The sequence below is a fragment of the Mesorhizobium sp. CO1-1-11 genome, from assembly GCF_020164995.1.
In the GTDB taxonomy this organism is placed as follows: domain Bacteria; phylum Pseudomonadota; class Alphaproteobacteria; order Rhizobiales; family Rhizobiaceae; genus Mesorhizobium; species Mesorhizobium australicum.
In genome coordinates this window covers 86,600-102,621 of the sequence record NZ_JAIUHE010000012.1, presented here as the reverse complement: position 1 = coordinate 102,621, position 16,022 = coordinate 86,600, and the positions used below count along the sequence as shown (strand labels likewise).

General features: G+C 60.5%; 15 protein-coding genes. 7 read left to right on the top strand and 8 right to left on the bottom strand.

From position 1 onward, the window contains the following. Window positions 1-14 precede the first annotated feature (14 nt). Together LB554_RS15950 and LB554_RS15945 are read right to left on the bottom strand one after the other, a co-directional pair. Entirely contained in the window at window positions 15-992 is a 978-nt protein-coding gene (locus LB554_RS15950; protein WP_224585519.1) for a flavin reductase family protein, read from the bottom strand. Between the two features lie 169 nt (window positions 993-1,161). Beyond that, window positions 1,162-2,955, bottom strand: coding sequence for a helix-turn-helix domain-containing protein (locus LB554_RS15945; RefSeq protein ID WP_224585517.1), 1,794 nt, complete (start codon window positions 2,953-2,955; stop codon window positions 1,162-1,164). Window positions 2,956-3,117: 162 nt separating this feature from the next. Between LB554_RS15945 and LB554_RS15940 the strand changes: the two genes are divergently transcribed. From LB554_RS15940 to LB554_RS15925, 4 genes are all read left to right on the top strand, one after another. Beyond that, window positions 3,118-3,699, top strand: coding sequence for an amino acid synthesis family protein (locus LB554_RS15940; protein ID WP_224585515.1), 582 nt, complete (start codon window positions 3,118-3,120; stop codon window positions 3,697-3,699). Window positions 3,700-4,197: 498 nt separating this feature from the next. After that, a complete protein-coding gene (locus LB554_RS15935) occupies window positions 4,198-4,776 on the top strand; it encodes a DUF6101 family protein (RefSeq protein ID WP_224585513.1) in 579 nt (192 codons plus the stop codon). 470 nt (window positions 4,777-5,246) lie between these two features. Beyond that, on the top strand, window positions 5,247-5,552 hold the full coding sequence (locus tag LB554_RS15930; RefSeq protein WP_015316664.1) for a hypothetical protein: 306 nt from the start codon (window positions 5,247-5,249) through the stop codon (window positions 5,550-5,552). An 11-nt stretch (window positions 5,553-5,563) separates the two neighbouring features. Then, complete coding sequence (locus LB554_RS15925) at window positions 5,564-5,923, top strand: response regulator (protein WP_224585510.1); 360 nt, start codon at window positions 5,564-5,566, stop codon at window positions 5,921-5,923. A gap of 838 nt (window positions 5,924-6,761) precedes the next feature. On the opposite strand, the gene LB554_RS15920 is transcribed toward LB554_RS15925, so the two are convergent. Next, window positions 6,762-6,965 carry a CsbD family protein gene (locus LB554_RS15920; protein WP_224585508.1) on the bottom strand — a complete coding sequence of 68 codons (204 nt, stop codon included), beginning with the start codon at window positions 6,963-6,965 and terminating at the stop codon, window positions 6,762-6,764. A gap of 524 nt (window positions 6,966-7,489) precedes the next feature. Here LB554_RS15920 and LB554_RS15915 point away from each other — a divergent pair. Further along, the gene (locus tag LB554_RS15915) at window positions 7,490-8,587 is read left to right on the top strand and encodes an ABC transporter substrate-binding protein (RefSeq protein WP_015316661.1); all 1,098 of its coding nucleotides are present in this window, start codon (window positions 7,490-7,492) and stop codon (window positions 8,585-8,587) included. Between the two features lie 784 nt (window positions 8,588-9,371). Then, window positions 9,372-9,668, top strand: a complete 297-nt coding sequence (locus LB554_RS15910) for a hypothetical protein (RefSeq protein ID WP_083882993.1) — start codon at window positions 9,372-9,374, stop codon at window positions 9,666-9,668. 632 nt (window positions 9,669-10,300) lie between these two features. On the opposite strand, the gene LB554_RS15905 is transcribed toward LB554_RS15910, so the two are convergent. The 5 genes from LB554_RS15905 to LB554_RS15885 form a co-directional block, all read right to left on the bottom strand. After that, complete coding sequence (locus LB554_RS15905; protein WP_224585506.1) at window positions 10,301-10,504, bottom strand: hypothetical protein; 204 nt, start codon at window positions 10,502-10,504, stop codon at window positions 10,301-10,303. 22 nt (window positions 10,505-10,526) lie between these two features. After that, entirely contained in the window at window positions 10,527-10,715 is a 189-nt protein-coding gene (locus LB554_RS15900; RefSeq protein ID WP_015316656.1) for a DUF3606 domain-containing protein, read from the bottom strand. A gap of 527 nt (window positions 10,716-11,242) precedes the next feature. Continuing rightward, entirely contained in the window at window positions 11,243-11,425 is a 183-nt protein-coding gene (locus tag LB554_RS15895; RefSeq protein ID WP_015316654.1) for a hypothetical protein, read from the bottom strand. A 108-nt stretch (window positions 11,426-11,533) separates the two neighbouring features. Beyond that, complete coding sequence (locus LB554_RS15890) at window positions 11,534-11,740, bottom strand: hypothetical protein (protein WP_015316653.1); 207 nt, start codon at window positions 11,738-11,740, stop codon at window positions 11,534-11,536. Continuing rightward, window positions 11,737-12,090: a hypothetical protein gene (locus LB554_RS15885; RefSeq protein ID WP_224585503.1), complete on the bottom strand. Its 354-nt coding sequence runs from the start codon at window positions 12,088-12,090 to the stop codon at window positions 11,737-11,739. Before LB554_RS15885 ends, LB554_RS15890 begins: the two co-directional genes overlap by 4 nt. Window positions 12,091-14,342: 2,252 nt before the next feature. Between LB554_RS15885 and LB554_RS29610 the strand changes: the two genes are divergently transcribed. Then, on the top strand, window positions 14,343-14,795 hold the full coding sequence (locus LB554_RS29610; protein WP_411962629.1) for a DUF6894 family protein: 453 nt from the start codon (window positions 14,343-14,345) through the stop codon (window positions 14,793-14,795). The last annotated feature ends 1,227 nt before the right edge of the window (window positions 14,796-16,022 follow it).

Here is a 16,022-nt window from a genome sequence, read left to right as displayed (position 1 = left end):
TCCCGCGTGTCTCGTCATTTGGACGCGGCCTGCGTCCACAATTGCGACTTTCCGTCGATCATTGCGACACGGCCGCCGTCGCCGGTATCCATGTAGATGCCGAAGCGCTTGTCCTGCCGCTCGCGCGCATAGCGGCGCAGCATAACGCGCACTTCATGCGTAGCGATCTGCTCGTACGGCAGCATGTCGACTGGAAAGAAGGCGTGACCATCCGGCAGGGCGGCTTCAGCACTCTCGGGGCTCAGCTCGGCACGGTAGATCAGATAGCCGGGATCGCTGTCGGCGACGTCGAAAACCGAATAGAGGAAGGTGTTTTCGGGAACGAGGCTCAGCGCCTCGCCGCCATCTAGGATCAGGTTGCTATCCGCTTTGCGGCGCCATGCCGTCGGCAACATCCAGCCGCCTCTACCGTCGTTGCGCAAGAGGATGCGATCGCCAGCCTCAACCAGATAGCCGATGATCATGTCTTGCGAGGCCAGCCAACCGGCCGGCAGGGGATCCTTCACGCTGGCGTAGCGGCCGCGGCAAAACCCGAGCGGCGCTGACGGGCTGGTTCCGAACGCCTGCACCTGACCGATCAGGATGACGTGGTCGCCGGCCTCGACGCGATTGTGAACGGTGCAATCGAACCAAGTCAGGCTGTCGGTGAGGATCGGCGCGCCGGTGTGGGCGCGATCATGGTTCACTGACTGGAACTTGTCCGCAGCCTTCGATGCGAACACCGATGAGACATCGGCCTGCCCCTCATGTAGGAAATTGACAGCAAAGGACCGGCTTTCACTGAAGGCCGCAAAGCTCGCCGCCGATTTGCCAACACAGACCAGTAGTAGCGGCGGATCGAGCGAGACGGAGGTGAAGGAATTGGCCGTCATGCCGCGTGGATTGCCGTCGCTGTCACGCGTGGTGATCACCGTAACCCCGGTCACGAAGGTGCCGAAGGCGCGACGCAAAGCGAACGGGTCGATCATCCTTTGTGCCACCGCGTCCGCCATTATCTTCCTCCACATCGTCGGACGAAGGCTAGGCAGGAGGCGGCACCGGTTCTTCCTCGGATCTGTAGGAAAGAGTTCGCGACTGGCTGCTGCCATCCCGAGCAAGCAGGAGCGCGATAAGCCCGCGCCTGGCGGCGGATAGCGACGGCAATGTCGGGATGGAGTGGTACTAGCGGGTTTCAGGCACGCGGCTGTCGATGATGCCGCTGAGGCGGATCGCCAGCTCGGCCGCGAAACGTTGTTCTGGCGTGTCGAGCTTGATCCCGAACAGCTCTTCCATGCGCGACAGGCGATAGCGCAAGGTGGTGACATGCAGCCCCATCACGTCGGCGCAAGCCTGGCTGCGGCAACCTTCACGCAGAAAGGCAAACAACGTGTCCAGATAAGGCGTGCCGTGCTCGCGATCATGCGCGATCAAGGCGCCGACGCTCTTGTCGACGAAGTTGCGCACATCGGGCACATCGGCGGCCGCGACCAGCATCGGCAGCGGACCGAAATCCTGGCCGGCGAAAACGCCGGTGCGCCCAAAAGACCGGCCGATGCGGATCATGCGTCGGGAACGCTCCCAGGCGGTGGGATAATCGGCCAGCAAGGCACAGACCTCGGAAACCAGCACCGCCGGCTCACGGCCGAGATGGCGACCAAACTCCGTGGCGATTGTGTTCGGCAATTTCGCCAGGCGCATGCTCTCCCTGGCATCGCCCGCGACGAGACAGACAAGACCGCCCTCCACGGCGACAACCGTGCCCGCCACGCCTGCCTGTTCCAGAAGGCGGACAAGGGCATGATGGGGATCGGCAAGCCCGCCGCCGTCCTTTGCCGTATCGGCGTAGTCGACGACAATAAGTCTTTGCGGCACGGTCAGGTCGAGCCCCAGCCGCCGTGCCCGGTTGACTATGTCGGCCTCATCGCGCCAGCGGCGTTCCACGACTTCCAGGAAAAGCTCGGTCAGCGATCTGGTCTCGAAACGGAAGCGGACGAAGCTGCGCATCATTTGCACGCTGAGCGCAAATTTGGCGCTGTCGATCAGCATCTGGTCGAGCTGTCCGGATTGCTGCGGCGTCGGAAAAATCATCAGCGCGCCAACCACTTCGTCGTCGATTGTCAACGGCTCTACGCGCACCGAAAGCTTGAGGCGATGCTTGCCGTCGTCGACGAACAAAGTCTCGTCCTGGCGCGCTTCCGACGCGCCGCGCGCGACCTTGACGATCTGCCGGTTGAGCACTCCGCCAACTGCCTGGCGCCAGGTCGCGGCATCGAAATGCGCTTGGCTCGGCGAGCGACCGGCCACGACCAGATTGGCGTGGAAATCGATGACCACCACGGGGTTGGGCAACAGCTCGCCGACCTTGTCGGCGAGCGAGACCACCGATCCTTCCGACAGCGCCTGCTGCAGAAGCGAGGTATGCGCCTGCAAGGCGCGCTGCAGACGCTCGCCCGCCTGTTTTTCCTGGCGCAGCCGATGCTGTTTCTCCACCGCGATCTCGCCCAAATGCACGATCATGCCGATGAAGGCGATATCCTCGGCACTCACTTCGGTGATCTCGCGCGAGACCACGGTCAGCACCATCGGCCGGCCGTCTTCATCGACACAGCTCATCGGCATGACGAGCACGCTGCGATAGTCGCGTTCGAACGCCTCGCGGCGATAACCCGGAAACTCCTCCGACACCCGCGCATCCCTGATATAGACCGGCTCATTGCGGTTGAGCGCGACGATCGAAGGACTGGTCGCCAGTTCCCAGCGGTCCGGCAGCGCGCGTTGGATGAGCGTCGGATCATGGCGCACGATGACATAGGCGTGGCCATGCGGCGCATCGATGCTCATGATCGAGCCCAGCGTCCATTTGGCATGGCGGCAGGCTGCCAGCACGAGGTCGCGCAGCACGGACTGGAGATCGCCACCCGAATTGATGAGGCTGGCGGCGTCCCGCAAAGAGAGAATTTGCGACTCGTGGTCCACGCCCGGTCTTCCGCCTCGCGAAGGGGCCATTTAAGCCGTCGCGGATATACGAATGCTACACCGCTTCCAAGCGGGGTGCACGCCGATTCTTCCTACGAACCGGAGGAATACCAGCTCACCGGGCCTGATTAGGCTGGGCTTCCACCAACAGGGCCTGAGATCATGGAATTGCGAAAAGTCTGCACCTTCATCGAGGAAGTGCACATTGAAGGCGGCAAGGCGGGCGCTAAGCCTGTAAAGTCGATCGTCGTCGCGGCCGTGCTACGCAATCCATGGGCGGGGCGCGGCTTCGTCGAGAACCTGCGGCCGGAGATTGTCGCCATCGCACCGCGCCTGGGGCATGAGCTCACGCGGCGCCTGCTCGAGCTCATGCCTGCCGAGCGCATCGAGAGCTACGGCAAGGCCGCCGCCGTGGGCGTCGCAGGCGAGATCGAACACGCCTCCGCCATGATCCATACGCTGCGGTTCGGCAATGTGTTTCGCGACGCGGTCGGCGGCACGACCTATCTCGAATTCTGCAACACGCGCAACGCGCCAGGCGCGCTGCTGTCCTTGCCGATGATGCACAAGAGCGAGAACGGCCGCCGCTCGCATTTCATCACCGCCAACTTCCAGATCGCCGACGGCCCGGCAGCCGACGAGATCGTCGTGGCCATCGGCGCGGCGGACGGCGGACGGGTTCACCCACGGATTGCAGACCGCTTTCAGGACGTGAAAGAAATGGAGCAGGAAGCAGCGATGTGATCCTTGCGCTGCATCCTTGCGCTGTCGTTGATGATGTCCGCTTTTGAGAATCGGCGCAGCGGGCCTCAACGGCCGACATCGCCGCGTTGCCGACCGACAGCTTGGGGGCCGAAGCGGTCGGTTCGCTTGTGACCAGGGAAGCACGACAGCTGACCTTCAACGTGAGGCCGCGATATCACGCGAAGGCGGAAGCGCGACCGATGGTCGATCGCGTCTGGAAGGAGAGCGCCGTCACCGGGCCGACGCCGAGAGTTACCAAAAAATTGACATGAATTAGTAGTGGCTAATACAGAATCCGCTCCTATTTATCTGGCACTAGGACATGTGCTGAGCGTTCGAGCCGGGTACGTCCGGTTCCGCCTCAATAGGAGGCACAGATGGCCAAGGCACGCTGCCGTTGCTGGATGCAAGCCGAAGACGGCGGCGCCGCAGGGGGGCTCACTCTGGGCATTGGTTGGCTGCTGTGCTTCCGGCGCCTTCTCTCTCCAGGTGAAAATGATGGACGACGGTGAGCGGACTCATACTGAACCGGAGAAGAGTTCTTGGACCGGCCGCAACAGGCGTCTCGACCCGTCGCGCCTGCCGGAGCAGGTGAGCTACACCACAAGTGACAACTATGGCGACGTGACCTTTACGCTCAACCAGCGTGGTGTGGTGGTCCGCCGCACGCAAAATGTGAGCAGCGTGCCGGCAATCATTGCCCTCCCCGCCAAGGTTTTCCGCGGAGTGGCCGCCTGCGCAATGGAGGATCCAAATGGAAGATTCACAGCGGAGCTCAAGCTTCTGCACAATGATCCGATGCTGACGGTGCCGCTACTGGTGTCCGACGAGCTCGAGCTTGTTGCCACCGACTGGCGTGCCTGGGCCGTGGCCTACCGTCTGCCTATGCTTCTGCTGGGGGCCGACGGCGTTGCCCGCACGCTTGAGGAAACGCTCGGTGCCAAGATCAACTCGCTCTCATCGAGGCGACCCCAACACGGACCGCGTCTCGACCATGCACCTAGGCTTTCAAAGGCTGGCCTGATGAACAAACTGACGTCGCTAGAGCATATCGGTCGATTGTTGGATAGGAAGTGATGTGACAAATGTCTCGTGCACTTGGTCGGCAGGGTCGATCCTTCTCCACTGGGTCGGTTGCTGAGCCCCCCTCCAGGCGCGGCCAGGTAGCGTCGGCTTCATTACGAATCCCTCGGCCCTCCAAGCTAGGGTAGCCGCCTTGTTGTTGCTTGGAGAAGGACTTGAGAGACGCGCGCCTCGCGCGGGTCGTTCGCGGGCTGGACACAGTTGTTCCTCTGGCTGGCTAGGTAGCCTGACTCATGCCAGTCGTCGGCCGCCGCCTCCCAAATGGTGCGTTTTGCGCCCGATGATCATCAGTTTGGCGAGCGGTGTTGTTGCGCAGCCGGCGAATGCGTCCGTGCAAGACGATGCCAGAGCGCGTGTGCTGGAGCGACATACTGGACGGCCGGCAAGCGGGCGGTTCGGCCTCGCCAGACAATTCATATTAGCATCTGCTTGACGAAGCCGTTATTCGCCCCAGACTCACGGCTATGGCAAAGGGCATCAATATCGGCGACGAGGTCGTGATCACGGCAACCGTGCGCAAGCGGGTCACTGAGGACCGGGTGAGCGTTTCCATCCCTTCCTATGGGCAACCCCACTCGGTGATCGACCATACAACGAAGGTACAGAAGGGGCAGCATATCGAGTTGATTGGCAACGTCACCCACATCGACGAAAACCGCGTGACGGTGAATCTGGGCGTACCAGTCACAATCGATGCCGCCGTCGTCAGGCTGGTGAGCGCGTACAAGGCGCCGATCAGAAAGGCGCCGCTGGCGGACAAGCCGACATGAAGGGATGGCCCATGATGCATGACGGCAAAGTCCTGGTGGTTGAAGACGAGCCTGTCATATTGCTTGGCCTCGATGTCGCGCTGACCAAGGCCGGCTTCAACGTCGTTGCTGCCTGCAACGCCGCGAGCGCGATTGAGGCGTTTGATGTCGACCCCTCAAGAATCCGGGTTCTCGTCGCGGACATCCGTCTGGGCCGGGAAAGCGAGGTTGGGACGTCGCTCGACATATTCGGCAGGCAAATCCAAACTTGCCAGTCGTTTACGCGACCGGCGACACTGCCTCACACTGGGGCGCGGAAGGGGCGTCGAATAGCATCATCATCTGGAAACCGTTTTTCATGGCACAGATTGTCACGGCATTATCGACGCTGATTAACTCCCGTTGAACGGCTCATTCCACCGCACCCGGCACCTGGGCGATGAGCACCTGCGAGCACACAACCGGTCCGCCGTTTCCGGAACTTCCGCAGGGCCGGATGTTGCAGCCCGCGTGGGAGGCCTGTCTGACAGGCAGCTCGGTGGCTTCTCTCGCAGGGGCAAACCGCCGAGCTAACTGACCTTTGCCAGCTTATTGAAATTAGCATCGTGGCCATCGGCCGGCGTCGTTTAAACACATGCGCAACGAAGACAACGCGACGTTAGCTTCCAGTGTCGCGCGCAGCGGCACCCAACCGAAAAATTTCAAGCTTCTCGCTGTACGAGAGCCGTACCCTTTCGCCGCATCGCTTGCAGGTGAACGTCGTTACGGACTTGACCCAGGAGCCTTTCCTGACCAGTGGGGTTTTGCAGCTCGGACACTGAAAGGTCAGGTCTTCCTCAAGCAGCTGATTGGATAGAGCCATTTCATCTTCTCCCAAGATGAAGCGGCTTTGCAAGACGAATGCCAGAGTGCGTGTGCTGGAAGGACACAGGGGGCGCTGCCGAGCGGCAGTATGACTGATGGTCATCGAGCCGCTGAAAGCGGCCTGCGCGGAATTTCGCATAAGCTCTTGAGCAGCCGCTCAGCCTGCGGTGCGTTCGTCAGACAAGCGCAATCGCTTCCACAATTGCGTGCAAGGCAAGGCTGGTGACCCGGTGAGTGACAAGGCCGAATGGCTGAAGCCCGGCCTCGTGGACGAGTAAAAAATGCTAAAGGCGAAGAGCCCGCGCTATCCCATCGGCGCAGATCGTCCGCCAGAGCCGCGGGCTGTGGGGCTTCTTTGGCGAATGGTTACCAGCCCTGCATGCCGTACCAATCGTCTACGTCACGGCGGACGCGATCCTTCTCCAGGCCGTAACGTTCCTTAATCTTGCCTTCGAGCTGATCGCGCTTGCCGGCGATGCGGTCGAGATCGTCGTCGGTGAGTTTGCCCCACTGTTCCTTGACCTTGCCTTTGACCTGCTTCCAGTTCCCTTCGACGCGGTTCCAGTCCATGTGTGGCCTCCTTCGTCTGATATGAAGTCAAAACGTAATCGGGGTAGCAAGGTTCCGGACCGTCTCCTTTGGCAGGATGAAGGCCAATCGACCGCCGCGCCCCAAGCAAACACAACACACTCACCGTTCCGGGGGTCTCAACACCTAGTCTCCACTAGCTGCCTGGAATTGGCCGCAAATCAGCCCGGACCAGATGCCCAAACAGGCGTCAACGACCAAGTGTTTTTCGGGCATTTACTGCTCAGACGGTGAATTTGGCACACCCTCTGCCTCACAACCCGCTAAGCGTCACTCAGTACAAGCGTTTAGGATCTGCGAGCAGTGGCCATCGAACTTTGCCTCGTGTCGGTGGCGGCGGGATTGTCGACGCCGGTAGCCAGTCCACTAAGACCTGCCGCATCGGAACTGTGTCGGTAGTGGCGATGGTACAGATCGTTGGAGTTAGGTCCGACTGTCTCTATCGGTCGAGGCATGTGCGCTGTAGCTGGGCACGCGGTGAGGATTGCGTAACCAGGAGATACTGAATGGCATCGACTGATCCGGGCTCCGAAGAAACGACCACAATCGGAGCACTCGTCCCTTTGACTCGCCCCGGCTGGGTTGAGGCAGGCAGACATTTGCTTGCGGGCCTTCAGCTAGCTGTCAGCGAAATCAATAGCGCTGGTGGCGTCGGCGGCAAGGCGCTTGAGCTGCTCGTGCGAGACACTGCAGCCGATCCACAGAAGGCCGTCGCGGCAGTGGATGAACTGGCCCGTTTGGGCGTGGTAGCGATAGCGGGAGAGTATCACAGTGTCGTTGCTCGCGCGGCGGCTGTCAGGGCCGACGAGCTCGGACTCCCTTTTCTCTGTTCGTCGGCGGTACTCGACAGGCTAACGGATCAAGCAACCAAGTGGGTCGCACGTCTTGCCCCGCCGCAGTCTCGCGGCTGGCAAACATATGCCGACTTCCTGTCGCGCGCTGGTCACGATCGGATCGCCGTTGCATCGCAGCAGAGCGTCTACTGGGCATCTGGCGTTCACATTCTGCGTGATCACCTTGAAGCCAACGGCGCGACGTTATCGGACATCAGCATGAGCTCGCTGGACCCGTCAATGTTGTGCGACCAACTCATCCACCATCGCGCGACAGTGCTTCTTCTTCTTGTAGGCCAGCCAGAGCCAGCAATCTCAATCGTCAAGTCAGTTCGCAATGACGGTCGCCTGTCCACGATCAAGATCGGCGCTCCAGCTGGGCAACCAGAATTCGCTGAATGGGCCACATTGCTAGGCGAAGATAGCGCTGCGATCCCCTTCCTGCGCTATCGACCCGGACACCTCGACCCGCTAGGCTCACGCGTCGAAAGGGCCCTGCGGGAGAAGTTGGGCGAGGCGCCCTCCTTCGTTGCTCTGGAAGGATACGACACGATCGTCGTCCTTGCTCAGGCAATACGGTCCTACGGCACTGACCGGAACAGCATCGCAGAGTCATGGCCGCGGATAGAGGTTGCCGGCACCCGTGGCCACATCCAGTTCTTTCGCACACCAGCTACGACCGTTTGGCAGTGGACTGGTGTGCCGATTCAAATCGCCGAAAGAACACCGGGCAACCCGGCGCAAATCAGGGGTGTTGACGATGCCAGGTGAGGCGGATGTGGCTGGCGGGAGTTCGCGGCGCAGCAGCGCCGTCACTTTTGGGGCCATCCAATGGCTTGGAGCATTCTCCACGCTGTGGCCGGCGGCTCCGAGAAATCTGGGCATGATGGATTGTTCCATGCAGCCGCTTCCGCGGGAAGCCTTCACGTCGACCTCTTGCTCGGCGCGGCGCGCTGCTCTCTCCCTTGGCAAGTGATCCTTCGGGATCAGCCTGACATTAGCATTGGTCTTTCCGAATGAAAGGAACATCAGCGCTCAATTGAAGTTCGGGCGCCGATGGGATCCGACCATTCGATCCCGAAAGGACACTCAATGACCAACGATCTCTCACGCAATCAGGAACGGCGAGGTACAGCTCGGATCGCGAGCTGGGCCGTGGTCGTGATCGCCCTGGTTTTTCTAGGCCTTCTCGCCTTCTTTATATTCGCACCCTTGTCAAACGCTTCGCGGCAACCGACACCGCAGGTTGCCCCCGAGCAGAACCAAGGCGGCAACGCACCCGGGCCCGCTTCGCCTGCCGCGGGCTGACAAGAAACGCCCGCCGCATCGCCAGACCGGTGAACCCAAGCCGCAAACCGGGATCACCTTCACACCTGTTCCAGTCCCCCGCATCGGCTTCGTCCACACGTGGCCTAACCGATCAAACGGTGCGCATCGACGCGAGTCAGCTTTGGAGGGATGGCCCCTACGAACCCGGGGGACAGACCGGAACAAAGACACCCCTGCCTCGTTGGCTTCGTGAAGGGACGTGTTTCAGGCATACAGGAATAGCAAAATGAAGGTCTTGATTCTGAGCGCTTTGGCTCTTTCGCTTGCGGCTCCGGTGGTCGCTTCTGCTGCCGAGGCTGACGTGGTGGTTTCAACACATCACCGACATCACCATGGTGCCACCGTCATATACAATGACGAAGGTGGCCGTCTTCACCACCGACATCACGGCCAGGAAGCATTCTATGACAACGGCCATCGCTCGTGGCGCCATCGGCATCACCGCCGTGATACCGTCGTCATCACTCGCTCGATGCACCGTCACCACCACAATCGGCCCGTCGTTATCCAGCAGGAGGACTGATCGCTCTTTGGTCCGGCTCCATGCGTCTAACGCGGGAGCCGGATTGACTGCGCTTACCCATTCAGCAGGCGTGTCATGCAGTTGTCGAAGAGCATCTGGGAAGAGGCCCGCATAGTTAAGTCCGGGTACACGACCAAGCAGGAACTCGGCGGCGGCATCCTGCCCCGCTGGTGGCTAGGTCGAGCGCGCCGGCAGACCTCGCCCGCATCGAAGGTGCGTCAAGCTTTTTGTGCCGCCGGCCCAAGTCTTGCGCCCTTTTGATGCGTTACCGGATCGAGGCGCTGGAGAGTTGTTTGAACAACTTTCAAGCGCAGCCCGTCGCCGCTGGTCAATCTTGGGCAAGTCGGTGTAGAACGTCGCGCGGTGCGTCGTTGAGCGCCTGTGTGAAGGTCTGGTTTTCTGCCGTACAAACTTATTGCGTCCGGCTCGTCCAAGCCGCGAAGAAACTCATCGACGCCCCCGGTCGGCGGGCTTGCCAGTTTCGGGGTGGCAAGTCGAGGATCGGAGCGGGCTCCTTCTCCAGGGGGTCATGCTCAGGCACCTCATGCCATAAGGGTTGACGCAAGTCCCGCTGATCGACTTGCCGACCGCATACTGGACAATTGTGGAAATGGTTGTGCTCGTCCGCGAGTTCAGACTTGGGCATCTTGCTCGTCATGTGCGGCCAGACTGTACTCGTAGACGGCGGCTTGCTCTTCATCAACCACACGGAACCAATGTTCCTGCAGTGCCCTTAGGGACACTCTTTGCCCGGCAGCCTGTTCGGCTGCTTTCATCGGATCGTCCTCCACGACGACGCCAGACGACACGACGGTGTCACCGTAGATCTCTTCCACCTGGTACCTTGCCATCTTGGCCTCAGCGAGCCTTTGAGTTCTTCGCTCCGCGTTCCAGCGTGCCGCGGTTATTACCGTTTTGCTTAATGAGGTCGCGGACCTGCTGGGCCGTAATCGCGGCTTTCTCAGCGAGATATCGCACCTCGTAGTCTTCTTCGACCGAGACGCGGTTCCGATCCCGAGAGTCTCTCTTGCTCTTGTCGTCTGCCATCTTCGTTCCTCCACTCCTGAGGGGGCAACGTGGTTCGCTTCGCTTTGTTGCACAGCATGCCGCTTCGCCTCGGCGGGCTGAGTCCGGCGCGGGGCTGAACTCGGGAAGGGGCTGGCCAACTAGCCGTCAATGCTCGCCGTGAGCCCATCGGCAGCAATGGCATACTTCCCCGCGATAAAGCCCGGGTTCTCTGGTACCGTCGACGGCGACTTCAAACGGCAGAATTTTGGAGCCGGTATAAAAGGAAACACCCTCCCAGGGCCATGAAGTCCATGACAGTTTCCCGAAGTCTAGTTTGAGAGGAAGTATTCCGATAACGCAACCGGCGAACTCGTGCGCGCGCTGGCGATCGCGAGCTGTGAGCCCAACGACAGATGGCGACCGTTACGACCGCCTGCCCGCATCCTGGCGCCGGCCGACTGCCTGCGCAGGCTGGGCCTGAGCAGGGTGGCGATCTGAAGCCGTTGCGTCCGAAGTTCCCCCTCAGGGCCAACAGGAACTGCGGGAAAAAGTTCGCTGATCTGCAGCTAGGCGCATTTCTTGAATTCGACAACGTCGACTCCGAGGCGGAACGCCTGCCCGTCCGCGTATGAGCGAGCGTACTCTTCAGATTCGAAAGTGAACGTGATGGCGCTGCCATAGGCGGTTACACGCACGGTCCATTTCTTCTCGCGGATAATTTCAACGGCATGCTGCTCATGCGGAGCCATGCTCTCCTCCCAGAACGTTGAGGCAGCATCTATAGCGTCGTGAAATTCATTTGAATGCAAATAATTCGACATGTGGCGTGTCAAAATTCCGGAGCCACGCCGGAGCGATTAGGCCGTTATGGCCTTGAGCTGTTCGAGATGCTCCATGGCCAGCTTGTGCAGCGTTTCGGCCGTCTCTTCCGGGGTCCATCCCTGGCCGATGGAGGTGGCGACAAGGGCCGCGAAGGCGGATTCCAGAGCGACCTCGCAATTGACAGGACGGTCCGGGCTGGTCTCGGCTAGGATGGGCGGAGCAACTTCTGGGGTTTTTGTCATGCACAGCAATCCGCGCGGCGAAAAAAGGTTCCAAGTGAGGCAGAGCGGTTATTGGCAATCCGGCGGCGTTTAGAAAGCTGCTGAAGGGGCTCGCCGCCCAGCCCTAGGCTGCCTCCAAGTTGCAAAGGCGCGCGGCCGTTCTTAACGGCGCGGTAACCATGACTCACGAGCAAGCAGACTGCGAATGAACGAACCGGATTGGCGGTGGTTGTACCCGCTTTCAACAGGGACCATGTCTTGCTCGCGACCGCCTTCGCCTTGCTGATCTCCTTCTCGGTCAGCCTTGCCCTGCTTTCCTGGGCGACGCCTACCACCACGCAATCGAGATCCACCGACCTGGAACGGTCCATCGAGGGGTGGCAACTACGTCCAACAAGGACCCACTGAGAGACCGACCACCAGATATGCGGCTCCACGGCGTCGGCGGGCGCCCGAGCGGACCGCTGCCCCGCGGACCTGCAACTATAAATCGCTTGCCGCGTTGATGCTCGTACAACGAGCGAAGGAACGCCTCATGTGGTTCTTTACGGCCGTACTTCTGGGGTTCGTCGTGGCTATCTCGCTCGGGTGGGCTGTGGGCCGTATTGCGCGGTGAGACCCCGGGCTACTCACCAAACAACTGGTAAGGCATTGCCAGATTAGCAGAAGGCACCGCCTCGACCTTTTGGCGCGTACGCGCGTGAGGCAATCGAGAGCGCCTACGCGCCTGGCTCGTTTGGTGCGGATGTTGCTGGTTGAGCAGCATGGAAAGGGCGGTGATGGCCTGAGGCAAAGCAAAACGGCTTCGTGATGATACTTTCTAGGACACCCTCGGCGCCCCAATGCCAGGAACACTGTCCCCGCTTATATAGACAACCGGGATCATCGCATTGGATTGCTGCACATGCCGGGCAACTTCCCAACCGGATTGTCCATCACCCAGCCGGATGTCCGAGATAAGAGCGCTGATCAAGTCCGGGTCGGAATCGAAGACAGATCTTACGTGGCGCTACTCATACCAGCAGACGGGAAGCCAGCTTCTTCGAGACCTTCTTCTAGATCGAGCAGTACCATTGGCTCCTCTTCAACGTCAGAACCGACCCGTTTGTCGTCTTCGCTTCGCTAGCTTTATGCTCCGCATCGATGACGACGCGAGATTCCCGGTCAGTCCGTTCGTGCTTTAGCTTGTCGATCTTGCGACGCATATCGGTCCCTTAAAAATCGTCACCCGCGCCCACGGGCGCCCAACCAGTTATGGTCATCTAGGTTCCAAACGATGGCGCCGGACGCCTTTGCCGATGCAGTGGGCCCGCCTCACTGGCGAGGGAAGCGGGCCCGGCCAAGTATTGGGGACCTGACCAGCAGCACGGGAGCTGCCGCCTCTCGAACCAGCCGACGAATATCAGGTTCCCACATGTTGCATAAAAGGCAGCGGCTTGGCCCGCGGCAGATGGGGAAGGCGCCGCAGCAGGATAAGCGTCAGGCTCCGGGATGTCCCGACACATGTTCCAGAAACGAGCTCGGTGGCCGCATTGCCGTGAACTGGGCCGCGGCTGCGCATGTTCAGGAGGTCGCCTGCGGCACCAATCTCATGCACCGCAGGGTTGGCAGTTACGCACGTGTCGAAGCTCGGGTCCAGCGGCCGCACTCAGGCTGCGGGATGTTATCGACATCGAGCGCAACGCGATCAGGATGGAAACTCATGTCGCGCGACGGGCGGCATCATCCGCCCTGCAACATTACTATGACGGTCTGGTGTGGCCAGAGGGTTGACCAGGAGTCCTCAGAAAGACGCTCAAGCATTTCTCGGCCGAAAATAAAAAAGGCCCGCCACCTTTCAGCAGCGGGCGAGACAAACACCATGGGAATACGCACTGAGAATGGAGAACAGTGCAACTGCCGAAGTGCTTCGACCCCCACAATGTTCCAGGAGAGATCAGAAATCGCTGCCCCCCTGGCAACATCGCAGGCTTCTCGCTGGTGAGAGAAGCCTACCCTTTGGTAAAGCGACTGCAGGTGAACGTCGTAACGGCCTTAATCCAAGCCCGTCCGGGCCAGCTGGGCTATGCAGTGCCGAGACTATAGGGTCAGGTCCTTCTCGAGCAGACGATTGAACAGCCCAGTTTATTCCTCCCGAGATGAAATGGCTAAGCAAGTCGGATTTCAGGCAGAAATGTCCCGGCCTCTTAGTGCATTCGAATGCTTCACGAGTGCCTAAGAGAGCGCATAACCTCTTAGCCGGCGAGAGGACGCGGCCCCCCGCTAATCTCGCTGGCTAGGCTCGGCGTCTTCAGGCAACTCTCCTTCTGGGCGCCGAGCCGACGAAACTCTGCTTGCCAGCCCCGCAGTCAATCGGCCATCGATCGCCCTCATCTCGGGGATATTTCAGCGGACGTCGAATGTTCGATCGGTTAGTCGGAGCATCCGCACGGTCGGCCAAACCGAACCAGACACGGGGTCCAGCTGATTGGCCGGAGAAGTTCGACGCCGCTACGGGCAATTTGGCACGATACCATCTTTCGCGACACTGAAGCTCGGGATTGTCCGCACAGGCATTGCACTGGGCTGAACTTGGCCGCGCACCCGCTTCTCATAGTCGCACAAATGAAGGCACTGGAGCGTAATGGGCGCGGAGCCTCGCCGAGGGCTGGTGTTGCGCTTTTCACGCGTGCGAGAGTGGTTGACGCTGTCTCCTGTAATGGATCATCAGGGCCAGAGCGAGGAACAAACGCCGAGCCCTCCAGTTCGGTCGGCGATGGCGCTCTACTATTTCGACTTCGACGACAACGGAACGATATTCCCTGACGATGAGGGAACGGAATGCCAAGACCTTGCCGCGGTCAAATATGAGGCGATCAAAGCTTTGGCGGAGATGACCAAAGACGCCCTTCCAGACGGTGATCACCACAAATTGGCGATCGTCGTACGAGACGAGGGCGGCGATCTTGCCTTCGAGCAAGCATCGTTTTCAACGTCGAGGAGGAGCGGGACTCATCATCGTCGCGATCCTCCCCGGACAGCCACGCCTAATCCATGCGCCTGCGCTCGGTCGTGTGACCGTCATCCTGTCCTGTGACGCCGACGGCCCTGCGGCCGCCGCCGGCTAGTTCATCATCCAGAATGAGCATATCGGTCTTGTAGTTCAGAAATGGGTGCGAAAAGTTCCTGCAAGCGCACCTCGTCCTACACAATCTTGATCTCATGACGGTTCTGTTTTCGCGAGAGCACGGCAGATCTCCGGGCTCCGCGCCTGCTCGGCAGCCCTGAGGCAACGCGCCAACTGCCCTGCCCTGGCGAAGTCCTACCCTTCGCTCGCGGGTCTCTGCGAAGGGCAAGACCAGCTTTGATTTCCGCGAGCCGCTGTCTCACATGGTACTCAAATCACCCCGAGGCCGCGCACCCGAATCCTGCCAAAGTGCCAAAGTATTGGCCCGCGCCTTCCTGAGGAGTCGCGGGCCGACCAAGATTGGGTCTTTGGTCAGCGGCGGATTCTGATAGGGAATCGGCCGCCGTGGCTCAATTCGCTCCGCGCAGGAAAGTTCCGCAGGCCGCCAGCGGGCTTGATTGGCGGAATGCCACGGTCTTGTTTGTGTCAGCCGGTTGGTCACGATCATGGCCGGAGATGTCGTGCTCACAAGGCAGACAGGCGTGCAGGTTTGCTCAGAACGCGTCCCTCGTAAGTCTTCCTCACGGGCTGCAGCGGGGGGGTCCTCAATGCGGAGAGAAACTGCGGGCGGGTGGCTGCGGTAGTCCGCAAGTGCTGGCATCGGCCGACGAGAGCTGACGGAGTGGGTCCCACGATGGGAAATAGAAATCATCCGCATGCGACCTCGAATGTGGAGAGCGGCCGATCTAGGATCCACCTGTTGCGGTCCGGGCTCACCGGTGCGGGCGATCCTCCGCGATAACGTTGTAGAGAACACAGCACGCCAACAACGAGACGACACCGCCCAGGAGATCATTCCCCGTGAGACCAGAAAAATAGACGAATTCAAAGGCTGACACGATCGTCCTCTCAATTGGAAATCCACCAAGTAGAACCGTTAGCAAGCTCTGATGTTCCGCTCCCGCGTGGCACTTCTGGCCGTCGTCCACGGCGAGACGGCATGCCCCGTGTCAACCCGTTTCGACTTGCTTCGACCGAAGCCGGAATCATTGCCGGCGCGGCAAAGCCGTTTTGGCGATCGTCGGACGGCGGCCTCGGCGCAATGTCTAGCCCGGATGATGGCCCGTTGAGGCAAAGTTGTCCGGACTTGTGGAAGGCCTGACGCAGCACGGTTTGAGAAAGGCGCGGGGCTTTTAT

Excerpts from the sequence above, each read along its gene's own strand:
- LB554_RS29610 (WP_411962629.1), top strand. The coding sequence starts at position 14,343 with ATGGGCGCGGAGCCTCGCCGAGGGCTGGTGTTGCGCTTTTCACGCGTG.
- LB554_RS15890 (WP_015316653.1), bottom strand. The coding sequence starts at position 11,740 with ATGACAAAAACCCCAGAAGTTGCTCCGCCCATCCTAGCCGAGACCAGC.
- LB554_RS15910 (WP_083882993.1), top strand. The coding sequence starts at position 9,372 with ATGAAGGTCTTGATTCTGAGCGCTTTGGCTCTTTCGCTTGCGGCTCCG.
- LB554_RS15940 (WP_224585515.1), top strand. The coding sequence starts at position 3,118 with ATGGAATTGCGAAAAGTCTGCACCTTCATCGAGGAAGTGCACATTGAA.
- LB554_RS15895 (WP_015316654.1), bottom strand. The coding sequence starts at position 11,425 with ATGGCTCCGCATGAGCAGCATGCCGTTGAAATTATCCGCGAGAAGAAA.
- LB554_RS15950 (WP_224585519.1), bottom strand. The coding sequence starts at position 992 with ATGGCGGACGCGGTGGCACAAAGGATGATCGACCCGTTCGCTTTGCGT.
- LB554_RS15935 (WP_224585513.1), top strand. The coding sequence starts at position 4,198 with ATGGACGACGGTGAGCGGACTCATACTGAACCGGAGAAGAGTTCTTGG.
- LB554_RS15925 (WP_224585510.1), top strand. The coding sequence starts at position 5,564 with ATGATGCATGACGGCAAAGTCCTGGTGGTTGAAGACGAGCCTGTCATA.
- LB554_RS15915 (WP_015316661.1), top strand. The coding sequence starts at position 7,490 with ATGGCATCGACTGATCCGGGCTCCGAAGAAACGACCACAATCGGAGCA.
- LB554_RS15900 (WP_015316656.1), bottom strand. The coding sequence starts at position 10,715 with ATGGCAGACGACAAGAGCAAGAGAGACTCTCGGGATCGGAACCGCGTC.
- LB554_RS15930 (WP_015316664.1), top strand. The coding sequence starts at position 5,247 with ATGGCAAAGGGCATCAATATCGGCGACGAGGTCGTGATCACGGCAACC.
- LB554_RS15885 (WP_224585503.1), bottom strand. The coding sequence starts at position 12,090 with ATGGACCGTTCCAGGTCGGTGGATCTCGATTGCGTGGTGGTAGGCGTC.
- LB554_RS15920 (WP_224585508.1), bottom strand. The coding sequence starts at position 6,965 with ATGGACTGGAACCGCGTCGAAGGGAACTGGAAGCAGGTCAAAGGCAAG.